Source organism: Colwellia sp. PAMC 20917 (assembly GCF_001767295.1).
GTDB lineage: Bacteria > Pseudomonadota > Gammaproteobacteria > Enterobacterales > Alteromonadaceae > Colwellia_A.
The window spans coordinates 1,335,839-1,351,680 of the sequence record NZ_CP014944.1 but is presented as its reverse complement, the minus strand read 5'-3'; the positions used below and the strand labels follow the sequence as shown (position 1 = coordinate 1,351,680).

General features: G+C 37.8%; 15 protein-coding genes. 11 read left to right on the top strand and 4 right to left on the bottom strand.

Going from position 1 to position 15,842, the window contains the following annotated elements:
- Nucleotides 1-35: 35 nt before the first annotated feature.
- Complete coding sequence (locus A3Q34_RS05760; RefSeq protein WP_070374493.1) at nt 36-1,166, bottom strand: HupE/UreJ family protein; 1,131 nt, start codon at nt 1,164-1,166, stop codon at nt 36-38.
- Between the two features lie 391 nt (nt 1,167-1,557).
- Between A3Q34_RS05760 and A3Q34_RS05755 the strand changes: the two genes are divergently transcribed.
- The gene (locus tag A3Q34_RS05755) at nt 1,558-1,986 is read left to right on the top strand and encodes a hypothetical protein (RefSeq protein WP_070374492.1); all 429 of its coding nucleotides are present in this window, start codon (nt 1,558-1,560) and stop codon (nt 1,984-1,986) included.
- Nucleotides 1,929-2,408 carry a DinB/UmuC family translesion DNA polymerase gene (locus A3Q34_RS05750; protein WP_083277915.1) on the top strand — a complete coding sequence of 160 codons (480 nt, stop codon included), beginning with the start codon at nt 1,929-1,931 and terminating at the stop codon, nt 2,406-2,408. The genes A3Q34_RS05755 and A3Q34_RS05750 overlap by 58 nt, the downstream gene beginning before the upstream one ends.
- Before the next feature lie 55 nt (nt 2,409-2,463).
- Here A3Q34_RS05750 and A3Q34_RS05745 read toward each other — a convergent pair whose 3' ends face one another.
- The 3 genes from A3Q34_RS05745 to rpsT all read right to left on the bottom strand — a co-directional run bounded on the left by A3Q34_RS05745 (nt 2,464) and on the right by rpsT (nt 5,177).
- The gene (locus A3Q34_RS05745) at nt 2,464-2,949 is read right to left on the bottom strand and encodes a peroxiredoxin family protein (RefSeq protein ID WP_070374490.1); all 486 of its coding nucleotides are present in this window, start codon (nt 2,947-2,949) and stop codon (nt 2,464-2,466) included.
- 132 nt (nt 2,950-3,081) lie between these two features.
- Nucleotides 3,082-4,734 (bottom strand): dipeptidyl-peptidase 3 family protein, encoded by a 1,653-nt coding sequence (locus A3Q34_RS05740; RefSeq protein WP_070374489.1) that lies wholly within the window; start codon nt 4,732-4,734, stop codon nt 3,082-3,084.
- Nucleotides 4,735-4,916: 182 nt separating this feature from the next.
- On the bottom strand, nt 4,917-5,177 hold the full coding sequence (rpsT, locus tag A3Q34_RS05735; RefSeq protein WP_070374488.1) for a 30S ribosomal protein S20: 261 nt from the start codon (nt 5,175-5,177) through the stop codon (nt 4,917-4,919).
- 310 nt (nt 5,178-5,487) lie between these two features.
- On the opposite strand from rpsT, the gene murJ reads away from it, so the two are divergent.
- The 9 genes from murJ to A3Q34_RS05690 all read left to right on the top strand — a co-directional run bounded on the left by murJ (nt 5,488) and on the right by A3Q34_RS05690 (nt 15,841).
- On the top strand, nt 5,488-7,077 hold the full coding sequence (gene murJ / locus A3Q34_RS05730; protein ID WP_070374487.1) for a murein biosynthesis integral membrane protein MurJ: 1,590 nt from the start codon (nt 5,488-5,490) through the stop codon (nt 7,075-7,077).
- A 122-nt stretch (nt 7,078-7,199) separates the two neighbouring features.
- A complete protein-coding gene (gene ribF, locus A3Q34_RS05725; RefSeq protein WP_070374486.1) occupies nt 7,200-8,126 on the top strand; it encodes a bifunctional riboflavin kinase/FAD synthetase in 927 nt (308 codons plus the stop codon).
- Nucleotides 8,127-8,241: 115 nt separating this feature from the next.
- Nucleotides 8,242-11,079: an isoleucine--tRNA ligase gene (ileS, locus tag A3Q34_RS05720; protein WP_070374485.1), complete on the top strand. Its 2,838-nt coding sequence runs from the start codon at nt 8,242-8,244 to the stop codon at nt 11,077-11,079.
- A 217-nt stretch (nt 11,080-11,296) separates the two neighbouring features.
- Nucleotides 11,297-11,818, top strand: a complete 522-nt coding sequence (lspA, locus tag A3Q34_RS05715; protein WP_070374484.1) for a signal peptidase II — start codon at nt 11,297-11,299, stop codon at nt 11,816-11,818.
- Between the two features lie 12 nt (nt 11,819-11,830).
- The gene (fkpB, locus tag A3Q34_RS05710; RefSeq protein WP_070374483.1) at nt 11,831-12,265 is read left to right on the top strand and encodes an FKBP-type peptidyl-prolyl cis-trans isomerase; all 435 of its coding nucleotides are present in this window, start codon (nt 11,831-11,833) and stop codon (nt 12,263-12,265) included.
- Between the two features lie 41 nt (nt 12,266-12,306).
- The gene (gene ispH, locus A3Q34_RS05705; RefSeq protein WP_070374482.1) at nt 12,307-13,236 is read left to right on the top strand and encodes a 4-hydroxy-3-methylbut-2-enyl diphosphate reductase; all 930 of its coding nucleotides are present in this window, start codon (nt 12,307-12,309) and stop codon (nt 13,234-13,236) included.
- A gap of 396 nt (nt 13,237-13,632) precedes the next feature.
- Complete coding sequence (gene pilV, locus A3Q34_RS05700) at nt 13,633-14,250, top strand: type IV pilus modification protein PilV (protein ID WP_070374481.1); 618 nt, start codon at nt 13,633-13,635, stop codon at nt 14,248-14,250.
- Between the two features lie 89 nt (nt 14,251-14,339).
- Nucleotides 14,340-15,329, top strand: a complete 990-nt coding sequence (locus A3Q34_RS05695) for a PilW family protein (protein WP_070374480.1) — start codon at nt 14,340-14,342, stop codon at nt 15,327-15,329.
- Nucleotides 15,320-15,841: a pilus assembly PilX family protein gene (locus A3Q34_RS05690; RefSeq protein ID WP_070374479.1), complete on the top strand. Its 522-nt coding sequence runs from the start codon at nt 15,320-15,322 to the stop codon at nt 15,839-15,841. The genes A3Q34_RS05695 and A3Q34_RS05690 overlap by 10 nt, the downstream gene beginning before the upstream one ends.
- The last annotated feature ends 1 nt before the right edge of the window (nt 15,842 follow it).

The window sequence follows — 15,842 nt, the reverse complement described above, 5'->3', positions numbered from 1 at the left end:
TCAATGTTAAACGACGATATGTCCTGTGTTGCCTATTAAAAGGTTCTTTCGATAAACCAATAAATAGCGATAACGGCGATAAGCGCACTTAACGGTATCACCACGTATTGTCTATATTGAGGTTTTTTAGCAAACCAGCGCGTCGCTAATAAAGCCAAGGCAATGACCGTTATTTGACCGAACTCAACGCCAATATTAAATGAAATTAAGCTACTGACATATTCACTCTTAGGTAAGCCCAGTTCAATAAGTACTGCTGCAAACCCTAAACCGTGCAGTAAACCAAAAGCAAAGATAATGGGTAAGCGCCACTTTGTCAGTTTGTGATAAAAAATATTCTCAATAGCCACGTAAGCAATTGATAAGGCAATAAGCGGCTCTACAATGCTGCTAGGTAGGTTGATAATACCAAAGATACCCAAAGCTAGCGTAATGGTATGGGCAAGAGTGAAGGCACTTACCTGCCAGAGCAGTGTCGATGTCTTAGTAGCTAATAAAAATAGCGCGAGCACAAAGAGAATATGATCAAGCCCTTGCGGCAGAATATGGACAAACCCCTGATAGATATACTCAACAATATTAAGCAGCTTAATTTCGGTTGTTGAAAGTTTACGTACACCACCCTTGATATCATCAATAGAAAAGTGATGGCTGTTCTGGCCGGATAGCACTAAAGATTTCTCTGAACGGCTAACTGTTAATAAGACATCCCCTAAGATAGGCGAAAATATCAAGGCTGCGTTGTTACTTTTTTGTGGCAATTGACCCTGCGACAATAGCTTAATGGTTTTAGACGGTGAGTCAGCGGCAAGTATTGCTTTTAATTCAAATACCGTTAGCCCTGAAAAAGGGGCAACAAGCACACTTTCTTCATCAATAATAAAAGCGCTTTGTTGATTTATTATTTGCAATATTTTTGAGAGTAATTGCTTTATTTCAATTAAAGAGAGGTTTTTCAGATGATTAATTAAATCTGCCTCATCTACTGATGATTTTTGATGACTTTTAATAACATGCAAAACATCAATATCGATACTAAGTTGGTAGTTATTCTCTGCAAGTAATTTTAGCTCTGCTTGGTTAGCTTCATTGGTGTGAGCATTCACTAGTGCAGGTGATAAAAGTAGTAATAGGGCAAAAGTTGTTTGTAAAAGGCGCGTAATCATAAATGTAATATCAGCTAGTCATTGATAAAAAATAAAGCGACAAATTAACGTATTTAGCATGAAATTAACAGTGGTCAAATTATTATTTCAGTATTGAACTATTAACTTAAAAGTTTATACTGTATTTTTATACAGTCTAGCTTAAGTTGCCCATAGCGAAAATATGCTTTATTTTTTCACAACGAAATAAGGGACTTTTGATAAATATGATTACTATAATTAAAACATGACTAAAACATGACTCAAAGCCGAAAAATAATACATATAGATATAAAGGTGAAAATAAATAATGTTACTTACTTTTTTGTAACTTTATCTTCTCAATTCTTTTTTGTTGAACTATAGTTAAAGTAATTGAATTAAAAGTTCCTTACTTTGGTGTAGCATAGACATGGCAAAAAAAAGAAAAGGCAAAATTAAAATACTGTTATCTAAACCTGATAACAGTAATGTTGTTCAACTATCAGATCATAGTCTGCCAACCTATCATCATTTTGTTGATGCGCCCGATCAAAAATTTAGGTTGTTTTTCGAAGAACCTAAATCATCAAATGAAATAAAAGACCCCAAAAGACCTAATAAAAAATTTATGCGTAAACCCTCAGGTCATAATCCCTTTAGAATAATGAGTGAGGGTAAAACTCTGGTTGGGGAAGATATTGCGAAAACATTTGCGATACTACTATCGAAATTTATTTTAAATAACTCTGTCAGGGATATGAATGATCCTTGTGCTAAAGAACATACTGCGATCAAAAGTTATTGGGTTACGGCTTTTCGTCATGTGCAGATATACGAGCAAGCTCTGTCGCCGTATTAACACCTATTGTCGGCAAGTTTGCGCCTGCATTGTATCAACGTAGTTTTGGTATTGATCATCGCCAATTAGAAACCGACAGAGTAAGAAAATCATTAGCGATAGAAACCACTTTTTCTCAAGACTTGTCTGGTGAAAAAGAGTGTGAAAGTGCCGTTGAGCTTTTATATGAGAAGCTTTTAGTGAGATTAGAAAAACATCAACATATGGTTATTAATAAGCAAGGGATTAAACTTAAGTTTAATGATTTTACTCAAACGACAGTGGAACAGCAAAGCAGCCACTGTGATGAAAAAACCTTTAAACAATTACTGTTAAAAGCACTGCTGCGCAGTCAATCTAGGGGAATACGTTTAATAGGATTAACCCTAGGTTTTGCTGAGCATAATAACAAAGAAACACAGCAGCTTTGTTTTAGTTTATAACCGGTAGTGACTTGATATGATGTCAGTAGCGGTATTTTAGTTTTTATTACTGTGCTTATGCGGGTTTAATGATTTCTTTAACCGCTAACTCTAATTTTGGATCGTTAATATTTGAGCTGGTCGATTTGAAAACAACTTGTCCACTTCGATTGATAAAAAATGTCGTTGGTGTACCTTTTACGCCATACAAGTTGGCAACTTTTTCACCTTCAACACCGGTAATAAATTGATAACCTCGTTGAGTAATCGAGTCTTGTGGTTTTGCTCCTTCATCTTCACTAAAACTAATAGCAACAATCTCAATGCCGGTATTTTTATACTTTTCAGTTAGCTCGACTAATTTAGGCTGCAATTTTTTACAATAAGGACACCATGTTGCCCAAAAATGCAAAATCACCGGCTTGCCCTGATAGTCTGCTAATGAAATACTTTTACCGGCTTGGGTTTTTAGTGTCCAGTCTGGGGCTTGATTGTCATTGGCGTTAACGTTGAGCGACAATATGCTAACGAATATTATAATAATTGATAAAAATGCTTTCATGAAACAACCTACTTTTATTTATATGACTAACTAGTTTAGGAGACCTTGAATACGGCGAAATTATTTCGAGTTTTTTATTTACAAAAAAGCCTATCGTATTGATAGGCTTTTTTGGTACTTAACGTATGAGTATTATAAACCCAACACTTTTTTACCTTGCTTAAAGGTAATATCAACAGGAATATTAGCGGCTTCAATTCGCGCTAAGTCTTCTGCTAAATCGGCTTTAATGACACCGCTTTTTGCAACAAGTGCAGCCACACCTTCATAATCACCATTACCTTGTAGAGTTAAGATAAGCTCAGACAACGAATCAATGGCGGCTGTCATCTTATCAATGTTGACAGAGTATAACCCTTGCGAGTTACGAGTAAACGCCCCTTGCTCAGCAAAGTAATTAAACCGTACCATGTTGGCTTTACCGTGAGCAGATGTTGCGCCAAAGCGCACTGAACGGAAAATTCCCGCTAAGAAGGTTGTGTAATAATCTTGCAATGTACCTTCTTCAATGGCGCCTTTAATGAGTAACTGGCGGATCATATAAAGCCCAAGGATATCGGCTTTACCTTCTTCTAGTGCTGAAGCATGTTCTTTTAATGATTGGCGTACTGTGCCCTTATCATTAATCGTATTTTTGATACCCAAACCATGGGCAACCTCATGAAACATCGTATTAGCAAAGAAGGCATTGAATGTTACATTTTCACGTTGCTCAGCAACGATTAAGGTACTAGCAATGGGTAACATAATATTATCGAACTTGGCTTGCATCGCATTTTTAAGTTGTAAACGGCGCGTACCTTTCTCTAACTGTACTTTTTCGTCATTGGGGAGATTAATCGCAATGGTTTTACTACCGGCATTAGAATGACCTGCATAATAAATGACGTCGTATGCGTTTAAGTCTGCATCAGAGCCCGGTACTTCTTTTTTATAAGCTTTTTTAACGGGTAAGTCTTTTTGTAATTCGGGTAAATATTCAGCATATTTAGCGAGTTTTTCACTCCAAGCTAAATCTTTAATGAGTACATAAGATTCAAAAGCAGCGCGGTAACCATAAAGCTGATCTTCGTAGGTTTCTATTGGGCCAATAACGACATCAATAGGATTGTTTTTCATATCCATCCAAGCAAAATCAGACGCTTGAAAGTCATCATGACGGATTGCTGTCGCACGTAAGTTTAAGTAATTTGCAAATTCTTTATCATCAGCAAAGCTTGATGCTTTTTCTAATATAGCCGCAATACGATTAATGCTATCGCTATAAAGCTCAGAAAAAGCCACTGATGTTAATTGGCCATCGCTACCACGCTTAACGACCGAATATAAGCCACTTTTGTCAGCAAAATCTGCTTGCTCAAATTCAGCTTTGGTTAAATCATTAGGATAAAACTCTGCGCCAGCCGCTTTTGCTTGATATCCAGAAAGGAAAGGTTTGTCGCCATCTAATCTATCCCAAGGACCATAATTGATACGGGCAAATTCACGGACCTTTTCATCTTCAATACTGGCAAGAAAGCTTGCTTTGTCTTCACCAAAAGCCTGTAGCCAGAAAAGTTCATCAATAATATCTGAAGCTTCAATAAGCAATACGATCATTTTTTTCTGGTTTTCAGACAAGTGGCTCAAATCAGCACTAAGTGTTACGGGCTTATATATATCTAAACGACTTTTGGCTTCTGCTAATAAAGTAGGCGCTGAACTTGGTTGTTTATTATTTTCACTACAAGCGCTTAATAGGCTAGTGGCAAGCAAAAGGCCAGTAGCGAGTTTTGTTAGTCTCATTTTTATTCTCACGTATTTTTTGAATATGTATATAACGCAAAGAGATTACCAAAAATAGCAGGATGCGCAAGGTCTTAATCTGTGGGATGGGATCAGGCTTTAGTGAGTTTGTTTTATTGGCGAGTTAAATAATAGGCAAAAAAAAACCAGCATAAGCTGGTTTTTTAATTCAATAACAAAAATTAAAGCGCTTTAATAGCAGCGTTTAAACGACTCTTACTACGAGCAGCTTTATTTTTGTGAATAAGACCTTTGCTTGCAAAACGATCTAAGATCGGTTGTGCAGCAGCAAATTCTTTAGATGCTGTGTCTTTGTCACCAGCTTCAATTGCAGCGAGTACTTTTTTGAATAGAGTGCGCATCATTGAACGACGACTTGCATTATGTTGACGGCGTTTTTCTGATTGAACCGCGCGTTTCTTCGCCTGCTTTGAATTAGCCAAGGTGAACTCCTAAAATATGATTGTATATATAGCCTAAATTTAAGGCGAGGAAATATGCCTTTTTTTAGCTCGATTGTCAAACCTTTTACCGGTTTAATTTACTTAATAACGATGAATTTACCATTATATAATAATTATCATTATTGGTTACTAAATAATGGCGCTATTTTACCTGTTATTTACAGGATTTAAAATAGATTAAAAACTTCTTTGCATTTACTTGTTTATCACAGGTAAAAAGCTGCATAATATTAATGAAAAATTACATCTTGGAATATGATGATTTATATCGATTTATTGGAGCTATGCATTGAGTAAAAAGTTAATAAAATCAGGTCTTATAGTGAGTTTTATGACTTTGATTTCTCGTGTGCTCGGTTTGGTTAGAGACGTTGTTATTGCGAACATTATTGGTGCAGGTTTAGCGTCGGATGTTTTTTTCTTTGCCAATAAAATTCCCAATTTTCTACGTCGATTATTTGCAGAAGGTGCTTTTGCACAAGCTTTTGTCCCTGTGTTGAGTGAATATCATACCAAAGATGAGGCCGATGGGCTGAGTTTGAAAGATGGTGAAACACGTAAATTAATCGCTCAAGTTTCAGGCACCTTAGGTGTAATTGTTACCATAGTAACGCTTATTGGCATGATAGCCTCGCCGTTATTTGTGATTTTATTCGGTTTTGGTTGGTTTGTAGATTGGCTTAACGATGGCCCCAAAGCCCAGCAGTTTGAGTTAGCCGCATCACTATTAAAAATTACCTTTCCCTATTTATGGTTTGTTAGCTTTACCGCACTTGCCGGCGCGATTTTAAATACTTTTGGTCGATTTGCGGTTTCTTCTTTTACCCCTGTTTTACTTAATGTCTGTATTATTGGCTGTGCGATTTACTTGTCACCCTTATTCGACAATCCTGCTTTTGCATTAGCTTGGGGCGTATTTTTAGGAGGCTTAGCTCAGTTCTTATTTCAAATACCTTTTTTAATTAAAGCCGGTGTCTTTGTTAAACCAAAATGGGCTTGGCACGCGAAAGGTGTAAAAAAAATCCGCAAACTTATTGTTCCTGCTTTGTTCGGTGTTTCCGTTACGCAAATTAATTTACTGCTTGATACCCTAATAGCCAGTATCTTAGTCACTGGCTCGATTAGTTGGCTTTATTACGCCGACCGCTTATTAGAATTTCCCTTAGGGTTATTTGGTATTGGTATAGCTACCGTTATTTTGCCCAGTTTAGCTAAATTGCATACTAAGCAAGACAAAGAAGAGTTTAGTGAGACGATTACTTGGGGCTTAAAAATTGTTTCTTTATTTGGCTGGCCTGCACTTGCAGGGTTAATGGTATTAGCTCAGCCGATTATTATGATTTTATTTATGCGTGGTGAGTTTTCTCAAGAAACTGTTTTACAAGTCTCTTATGCTTTATTTGCTTACCTGTCGGGTTTAATCAGCTTTATGTTTATTAAAATATTAGCGCCGGCTTATTACGCACGCCAAGATACTAAAACCCCCGTAAAAATAGGTATTAAAGCGATGGCGGCGAATATGATTTTCAATCTGATGTTGGCCCCTTTTTTTGGTTATGTAGGTTTGGCCATTGCGACAGCTATGTCGGCAACACTCAATGCGTTAATGCTTTACCACGGTTTAAAAAGTAATAATATCTTTGCATTGTCTAAAACAACGTGGTGGTTTTTTGCGCGGCTTATCTTTTCTGCAGGGATAATGGCAGTGGTTGTTTTTACGTTATCACCCCCGTTTAAAGTTTGGTTAGCGATGGAAACCACCTTGCAAATTCAACAATTACTTATTTGCATTACTTTAGGTATGCTCAGTTATTTTATTTCTATTGCTGCACTAGGAATTCGAGTGAAAGATTTCAAAGTTAAAGTAACTGAAAAATAAATTGATGAAATTAGCTTCAGGTGCTGATTCTTAAGCTTGAGTGATATATAATTTATCGGTTTTTATTCATTAATGGCGACATTTGTCTACTAATGTCAGTCAAATTTAGGTTTTTTAATTAAATGCAGTTAATACGCGGTATCCACAATATTCAAGCTGAAGATCATGGCTGTGTGTTAACCATAGGCAATTTTGACGGTGTTCATTTAGGGCATGCTCGCGTTATAAAGGCTTTAATTGCAAAAGCTAAAGCATTGAATTGTACACCAGCAGTGATGATTTTTGAGCCTCAGCCGCAAGAGTTATTTTCTCCTGAGACGGCTCCTGCAAGATTGACACGTTTAAGAGATAAATATTTTCTTTTAAAAAATTTGGGTGTAGAACGTCTAATTTGTGTTAATTTTCATCGAGAATTTGCCAATAAAAGCGCGTCAGATTTTATCGAACTGTTATTAGTTCAACAGCTAGGTATTAAACATTTAATTATTGGTGACGATTTTCGCTTTGGAAAAAACCGTTTAGGCAATTTTAGTCTGCTAAAACAAGCCGGTGAACAATTTGATTTTGCTGTTTCTGATACCGCAAGTTTCAAACTTGAAAACTGTCGGATCAGCAGTACTCAAATACGTAATGCTTTAGAGAATAATCAATTAGCTGATGCAGAAAGAATGCTAGGTCGGGCTTACTCTATTATTGGTCGGGTTTTTCATGGTGATAAGCGTGGCCGAAAACTAGGGTTTCCTACCGCAAATGTTTTATTAAAAAGACGAGTTTCACCTATCTCTGGTGTTTTCGTGGTAAAAGTAAATACCGTTAAAGAATGCTTTTATGGTGTGGCTAATATTGGCTCAAGACCAACAGTGTCTGGTATTAGGCAGCAGCTAGAAGTACATATTTTTAACTTCAATGAAGACATTTATGGTCAAACCATTGAAGTGGTTATGCTAAATAAATTAAGAAATGAAATAAAGTTTTCATCACTAGATGAATTAACTAAGCAAATATCACAAGATAGTGAGCAGGCAAAAGCCTTTGTTGAAGATTTATAAATAAACAGATACGTGAGTTAATAGTAAAAGTAATATCAAGCCAATGTCGATTTTACTATTAACTTATTAGAGGCTAACCACCAGTTAGCGAATATAACAACGGATAATGATTTAAATGAGTGATTATAAACAAACCCTAAACTTGCCAGCTACTTCTTTCGCGATGAAAGGTAACATGGCAAACCGTGAACCAAACATGCTTAAAGAGTGGGCTGAAAAAGATCTGTACGGCCAAATTCGAGCGGCTAAAAAAGGTAAGAAATCATTTATTTTGCATGACGGTCCTCCGTATGCAAATGGTGATATTCACTTAGGTCATTCTGTTAATAAAATTCTTAAAGATATTATTGTTAAATCAAAAACGTTATCTGACTTTAACGCACCGTTCGTGCCTGGTTGGGATTGCCATGGTTTACCGATTGAATTAATGGTTGAGAAAAAAATTGGTAAGCCAGGTCATAAAGTTTCTGCCAGTGTTTTTCGAGAAAAATGTCGTGAATATGCAGCCAAGCAAGTTATTGGGCAGCGTGAAGACTTTAAACGCTTAGGGATTTTTGCTGATTGGGAAAAACCTTACCTCACTATGGATTTTGGTACTGAAGCCAATATCATACGTGCTTTAGGTAAAATAGCTGAGAATGGTCATTTACATCAAGGGTTCAAACCTGTGCATTGGTGTACTGATTGTGGTTCTTCTTTGGCTGAAGCTGAAGTTGAATACAAAGATAAACAATCGCCAGCGATTGACGTAAAATTCACCGTAGTTGACCAAAGTGTTGCTGATAAGTTTGATCACCCTGAAAATCATCAAGGTGAAGGTGAAGTATCGGTTGTTATTTGGACCACTACACCTTGGACACTTCCGGCTAACCGAGCAGTTTCTGTTAATGCCGACGTTGAATACACTTTAGTACAATGTGAAACCGAGCAGGGCAAAGTACGTTATATTTTAGCGTCGGACCTAGTGACAGCATGTATGGACCGTTTTGGAATTGATAAATATCATGCATTAGGGTTTTGTAAAGGTAGCGATTTAGATTTAGTGCAACTTAAACACCCATTTTATGATTTTACTGTACCAATGATCTTAGGCGAGCATGTAACGACTGACTCTGGTACGGGTTGTGTACATACAGCACCTGGTCATGGTGTTGAAGATTTCGTGGTGGGCAAAATATATAACCTTGAAGTAGCTAACCCTGTTGGCGCTAATGGTGTTTATTTAGAAGATACACCATTGTTTGCTGGCCAACATGTTTTTAAAGCCAATGCCAATGTCGTTGAAACATTGAAAGAACATGGCACTTTAGTACATCACCATGCAATAGAGCATTCTTACCCGCATTGCTGGCGCCACAAAACACCCTTAATTTTTCGTGCTACACCACAATGGTTTATTAGCATGGATAAAAAAGGTTTACGCCAAGATTCATTAAACGAAATTGAAAAAACGCAATGGATCCCTGATTGGGGTCAACGCCGTATCGAATTGATGGTTGAAGGTCGCCCTGACTGGTGTATTTCACGTCAACGTACTTGGGGCGTGCCAATGGCATTATTTATTCATCAAGACTCGGGTGCTTTACATCCACGCAGCATTGAACTGATTGAAACGGTTGCTAAGCGTGTTGAAGAAAAAGGCATTCAAGCATGGTTTGATTTAGACGCTGCTGAGCTTATTGGTGATGACGCTAAAGAATATATTAAAGTACCAGACACCTTAGATGTATGGTTTGACTCTGGAACGACTCATTACTCCGTTGTTAATGCACGTGAAGAATTTGATGGCGTTGCAGATTTATACCTTGAAGGTTCAGATCAACATCGTGGTTGGTTTATGTCGTCAATGATTTCATCGGTAGCGATGAATGGTAAAGCGCCTTATAAGCAAGTACTAACACATGGCTTTACCGTTGATACTAACGGTCACAAAATGTCTAAGTCATTAGGCAATGTTATTACACCAAAAGAAATCACCAGTAAGTTAGGTGCAGACATTTTGCGTTTATGGGTAGCTTCAGTTAACTATACGCAAGAAATTACTGTCTCTGATGAAATCTTTAAGCGTCAAGCCGATGCGTACCGTCGTATTCGTAATACCTCGCGCTTTTTATTATCAAACCTTAATGGTTTTGATCCTAAAACTGATTCAGTCGCTTTTGACGATATGGTTGCACTTGACCGTTGGGCTGTTGATAAAGCTGCACAATTGCAAAAAGAAATTGTTAGCGCTTATGATGACTACGAATTTAATGTTGTTGTTCATAAGCTAATGAACTTCTGTACCACAGAATTAGGTGGCTTCTACTTAGATATTATTAAAGACCGTCAATATACAGCGAAAGAAGACAGTACGGCGCGTCGCTCTTGTCAAACCGCTATGTATTTAATCGCTGAAGCGATGACTCGCTGGATGGCTCCTATTTTATCTTTTACTGCACAAGAAATTTGGCAAGCGCTACCGACTCCGTCTGGTGAAACGCGTGACGAATTCGTTTTCACCGGTGTTTGGTTTAATGGTTTGCCTAAGGCAGAAACAAGTAATACTTTAAACAATGATTACTGGAATGAAATTTTACTTGTGCGCACTGAAGTAAACAAAGCACTAGAAAATGCCCGTAAAGAAAAACAAGTGGGTAAAGCGCTTGAAGCAGCGGTTATTTTATATACCAACGCAGAGCTTGCTGAAAAATTACAACAATTAGGCGAAGAACTTCGCTTTGTTTTGATCACCTCTAAAGCTACGGTTGAAGTAGTTGACAGTGCACCAACGGGCGCTTTAGCAACTGAGATTGAAGGCTTATGGTTAACGGTTGCACCAGCAACAGGCACCAAATGTGAGCGTTGTTGGCATGTAACTGAAGACATCGGGGAAGATGAAAAACATCCTGAACTTTGTGGACGTTGTATTACCAACGTAGAGGGTGAGGGCGAGAAACGCCAATTCGCCTAAATATTTGTGTATTCTTTGCTATTTCATCCAAGAATTGCAGAAAAGTACTCAGCTAGTTAACTAAGCTGTGTGCTTTAGCTTTATTCTTGAATGAACTAGCTTTGAATAAGCCAATATTTCATCGATTAGTTTTGTTGAAAAGCCTTAGTCAGACATTCACAAAACATGCTAACTATCTCATTAGTTATATAACAACAACTATTAGCACAGTAGAAATATGAAAATTAATAAACTTTTTACAGAAACGGGTTTTAAATGGTTATGGTTAACCGTTTTATTTTTGATTATTGATCAAGTAACCAAGCAACTGGTTGTTAACTCATTTGATTTATATGAGTCGATGAACATTTTACCTTTCTTTGATTTGAGATATGTACAAAACCCAGGGGCAGCCTTTAGCTTTCTTGCCGACCAAGACGGTTGGCAACGTTGGTTCTTTACCATTATTGCTGCTATTGCCAGTGTGGTTTTTTTAGTGTGGTTGGCTAAAACGCCAAAGAATAATGCACTATTAAGTATCGCTTTAGCGTTTATGCTCAGTGGCGCAGTGGGCAACTTAATTGACCGGGCATTATTTGGCTATGTTATCGACTTTTTAGACTTTTATATTGCCGATAATCATTGGCCAGCCTTTAATGTCGCAGACTCTGCTATTTTTATTGGCGCGGCATTGATGATTTTTGATTCCTTTAAAAATGGTGATTCAGCCAAGAAAACTGAAATTACTAAGACAAATTAGACGAGAAATAAAATGACAATGTTAATTACTGATAAATCTGAAGTTATCGCTCATATTACCATGAAATTATCTGATGGCTCAGCGGCAGACAGTACCAAAGTAAACAAAAAGCCTGCTAAAATTATTATGGGTGATGCCAGTATTTCTCCTGCCTTTGAAGCGCAATTGTTAGGCCTTGCCGCTGGAGATTCTAAAGAATTTACCCTCGAAGCAAAAGATGCCTTTGGCGAACCTAATCCAGATAATTTCCATTACGTTGATGCAGATAAATTTGGTAGTGACGTACCAGCAGAAGTGGGCAGTATCATTACTTTCACACAACCTGGCAATATAGAGTTACCTGGTATGGTCAAAGAAGTGATCGGTACATCGGTCACTATTGACTTTAATCATCCGCTAGCGGGACAAGCAGTAACATTTGTTATTGACGTTGTTGAAGTTTTATAATCGTTAACTCTTAGGACTTTTGAGTCTCTCAGGAACAAATTATGGAAATTATTTTAGCTAACCCTCGTGGTTTTTGTGCTGGCGTAGACCGAGCGATTAGTATCGTAGACCGCGCGTTAGACTTATTTGGTGCGCCCATTTATGTACGCCACGAAGTCGTACATAACAAGTTTGTTGTTGATGGCTTAAAAGACCGCGGCGCGATATTTGTTGATGAACTTTTTGAAGTTCCTGACGATAATACCGTTATTTTTAGTGCTCATGGCGTCTCTAAAGCGGTACGTAAACAAGCTAAAGACCGTGGTCTAAAAGTATTTGACGCTACTTGTCCGTTAGTGACGAAAGTACATATGGAAGTGTCACGTACCAGTCGTAAAAATATTGAATGCATTCTTATTGGTCACGCTGGACACCCTGAAGTTGAGGGTACGATGGGACAATATGAGAGTGAGCAAGGGGGAATATATTTAGTTGAGTCTGTTGCTGATGTAGCAACACTTGAAGTAAAAGACCCTACTCAATTGTATTATTGTAGTCAAACGACTTTATCCATTGATGATACGTCAGAAGTTATTGACGCGTTGAGAAATAAGTTCGCTTTAATTAAAGGCCCCCGCAAGGACGATATTTGTTATGCAACACAAAATCGTCAAGACGCGGTACGCACTATTTCTGCACAAGTTGATTTACTGTTAGTTGTTGGCGCCAAAAATAGCTCTAACTCTAATCGCTTACGTGAACTCTCTGAGAAGTTGGGCACACCTTCCTACCTGATTGATACTTTTGCCGATATTCAACCACAATGGCTTGAAAATGTTAATAAAATTGGTGTTACTGCAGGCGCTTCTGCCCCCGCAATACTTATCCAACAAGTTATTGACGCACTAAAAGACTTTGGTGGTCAAGAGGTTATCGAATATCCTGGCCGTGAAGAGAACACAGTATTTGCGGTACCTATAGAATTGCGCTAATCTTAAAATATCAGGTTAAGTGGTTGAATGTAATTTTATCCGTTATATGAGTGCTTAAATTTAAAGCATTTTAATAACAATCTTCATGACTTAACCTTATTATTCTGAATAGTCACTATGTAAATAGGCTATTCAATAATAGATTTTTAAGGTATGAGTTAATGCGGTTCACGTTAGTGATTTTTAACACATATAAGTTCTCAATCGAATTCTTAGCGCTACGCTTAGTTTCGCTTCTCCTCGCCTTTAAAATTCTATTTGGGTCTGTTTTGTGTTTGTCACTTAAAAGTATACTCATCAATGCTGTTTCTTTTATTTATCTCCCATTCACTCTATATTTTAAAGCATTATTTTTCTGGGTAGTCAGCAATTTTTGTCAGTGTATTAAGGAGTCTCATGGGTAACAGCACACTTAGGACGAGTTATCCTAAAAGAAAACCAGCCCAAATACAAAAGGGCATGACACTAATAGAGGTTTTAGTCGCTTTAGTTATTTTAGTGACGGGTATTTTTGGTGCGGTTGCCATGCAGGCGTCAGCTAAGAAAGGCAGTTTTGATGCGATGCAACGCTCTGTAGCCTCTGCGTTAGCTCAAGATATTATCGAACGAATGCGCAGTAATGATTCTGATATTCTTACTTTAGAGAGTTATCAAGGTGTTTATGGCGCAGCATTGAATACTCCGCCTGACGCTGACGTTAGGTGTAATTCAGTTGCTTCTTTGTGTACAAGTGCACAAATGACAACCAATGATTTGTATGAATGGGAAGTCAAACTTATGGGCGCTGATGTTACTGCTGGTGGTAAAAATACTGGTGGCTTAGTTGGTGCTGTCGGTTGTATTGATCATAATAAAAATGCAGTTACTGTTGTGATCAGCTGGCAGGGCAGAGTCGCAACGGCTGATGGTTATGACGCCGATAACAATAGTTCTGCAGCTGCAACACTGGCCAACGCCTGTGGTACAAGTACCAGTAAACGTCGACAAGTTACGGTTGAAGCTTTTATATATTAAGGCAAGCAAAGCAATCACTGTTAACGTTCATCGTGATGTTAATGCTTCGAATTATAGATAATATTGATTTTTTTTAGTAAGAGATGATAATGGTTAATGCTCAACGAGGTTTTAGTTTAATCGAAATATTTATATCGCTTGCGGTAGGTTTAATGTTGCTGTTAGGTATATTAAGTGTTTTTGTTGGTATGAAAACGACCACTGTTGAGACCACCAGTTATGGAGAGTTACAAGAAAATGGCAGGTATGCGATTAGCTTACTCAGTGATGACTTATTACGACAAAGCTTTTGGGGCGACTTATCAGGAAACCTCGATGTAAGTGGCTTGGTAAGTTCACCTTTACCATCAACAGTTTCTGGTGATTGTATTGGTGAAGGCGTAAATAATGCCAGTTTTCCTGCAGCTATTGGCCATTTTAGAACCTTGTGGGGGAAAAGAGTCAACAATGTCAACTTAATGGGCTGTATTACCAACGCTAAAATTAATTCCGATGTATTGCAATTAAAAAGGGCTGTTTCATCAACGACAGCGCTAGCCGATATTTCTAGTGATAATTACTATATCATTTCAAACCCTAATACGGCTGCGATATTTGCGGGTGGCGCTGCCATACCAACACTAAATTTGGGCCAGATCTGGGAATATCAGCAGCACATTTACTATGTGCGTGAAGACAATCAAGGCACCAATAAAGTGCCGGTTCTAGTGCAAGGTCGATTACAAAATAAAGCTTCGGTGATGAATCTTGATATGGTCGTTGAAGGCATTGAATACATCCGTTTTATGTACGGTGTAGATACGACCAACAACGGTATCGTCAATGCTTTTATTTCTGCAGATAACATGACAACAGCTTACTGGGATAATGAAAGTAATGTACGGATACTTGCCGTAAAGATTTTTGTCTTAGCGCGAAATATCTTGCCTGACAGAGATTATGAAAATCTTAACACTTATCAGCTTGGTGATCTTCCTATCAACTTTATCGATGGTGAAGGTAAAGGGGATAATTATCGACGTTTATTATTTAGCTCTACCATCACACTTTACAATGCGAGGGTCGACTCATGGCCATAAAAGTTATAAGAAACCGTTGTTTAATTTATTCTGGTAATTTAAAACTAGGTCACAAACAAAGCGGTGTTGTGCTAATCGTTTCACTAGTTTTTTTGATTGCTTTAACCGCTGTTGCTGCCGCTTTAATGCAAAATACCACTATTGATATGAAAATGTCAGGAGCAAGTGAAGAAAAGGTGGTTGCTACCCAAGAAGCGGTTAGTACTATTGATGAAGTTATTTATAAAGAAGTCACGCAAATAAGTGGAACCAATGCTTTTGCTTCTGAAATCGCCAAATTTCCACTCTCACCCGTAGTGAGTAGTGCAAGTAATACCAGTGCAGAAATTACACTGGCTAATCCGTATAAGATTGCAGCCGATTGCCCCCACTCTCGAGCAGCTTCTTCCGTACAGGTATTTAAGTGTAATGTACTTAAAGTGCAGGTCACTCGACTGTATGGTCGCACCAACAAAAGCACCATAGAAGTTAATTCTGGTGTATCGCAACAACTACTTAATGTGGGGAATTGAT

What these genes read in the sequence shown, in the direction of transcription:
- A3Q34_RS05760 (WP_070374493.1), bottom strand. Translation starts at nt 1,166, where the DNA reads ATGATTACGCGCCTTTTACAAACAACTTTTGCCCTATTACTACTTTTA.
- ispH (WP_070374482.1), top strand. Translation starts at nt 12,307, where the DNA reads ATGGAAATTATTTTAGCTAACCCTCGTGGTTTTTGTGCTGGCGTAGAC.
- ribF (WP_070374486.1), top strand. Translation starts at nt 7,200, where the DNA reads ATGCAGTTAATACGCGGTATCCACAATATTCAAGCTGAAGATCATGGC.
- A3Q34_RS05690 (WP_070374479.1), top strand. Translation starts at nt 15,320, where the DNA reads ATGGCCATAAAAGTTATAAGAAACCGTTGTTTAATTTATTCTGGTAAT.
- A3Q34_RS05755 (WP_070374492.1), top strand. Translation starts at nt 1,558, where the DNA reads ATGGCAAAAAAAAGAAAAGGCAAAATTAAAATACTGTTATCTAAACCT.
- pilV (WP_070374481.1), top strand. Translation starts at nt 13,633, where the DNA reads ATGGGTAACAGCACACTTAGGACGAGTTATCCTAAAAGAAAACCAGCC.
- fkpB (WP_070374483.1), top strand. Translation starts at nt 11,831, where the DNA reads ATGACAATGTTAATTACTGATAAATCTGAAGTTATCGCTCATATTACC.
- lspA (WP_070374484.1), top strand. Translation starts at nt 11,297, where the DNA reads ATGAAAATTAATAAACTTTTTACAGAAACGGGTTTTAAATGGTTATGG.
- A3Q34_RS05745 (WP_070374490.1), bottom strand. Translation starts at nt 2,949, where the DNA reads ATGAAAGCATTTTTATCAATTATTATAATATTCGTTAGCATATTGTCG.
- A3Q34_RS05740 (WP_070374489.1), bottom strand. Translation starts at nt 4,734, where the DNA reads ATGAGACTAACAAAACTCGCTACTGGCCTTTTGCTTGCCACTAGCCTA.
- ileS (WP_070374485.1), top strand. Translation starts at nt 8,242, where the DNA reads ATGAGTGATTATAAACAAACCCTAAACTTGCCAGCTACTTCTTTCGCG.
- A3Q34_RS05695 (WP_070374480.1), top strand. Translation starts at nt 14,340, where the DNA reads ATGGTTAATGCTCAACGAGGTTTTAGTTTAATCGAAATATTTATATCG.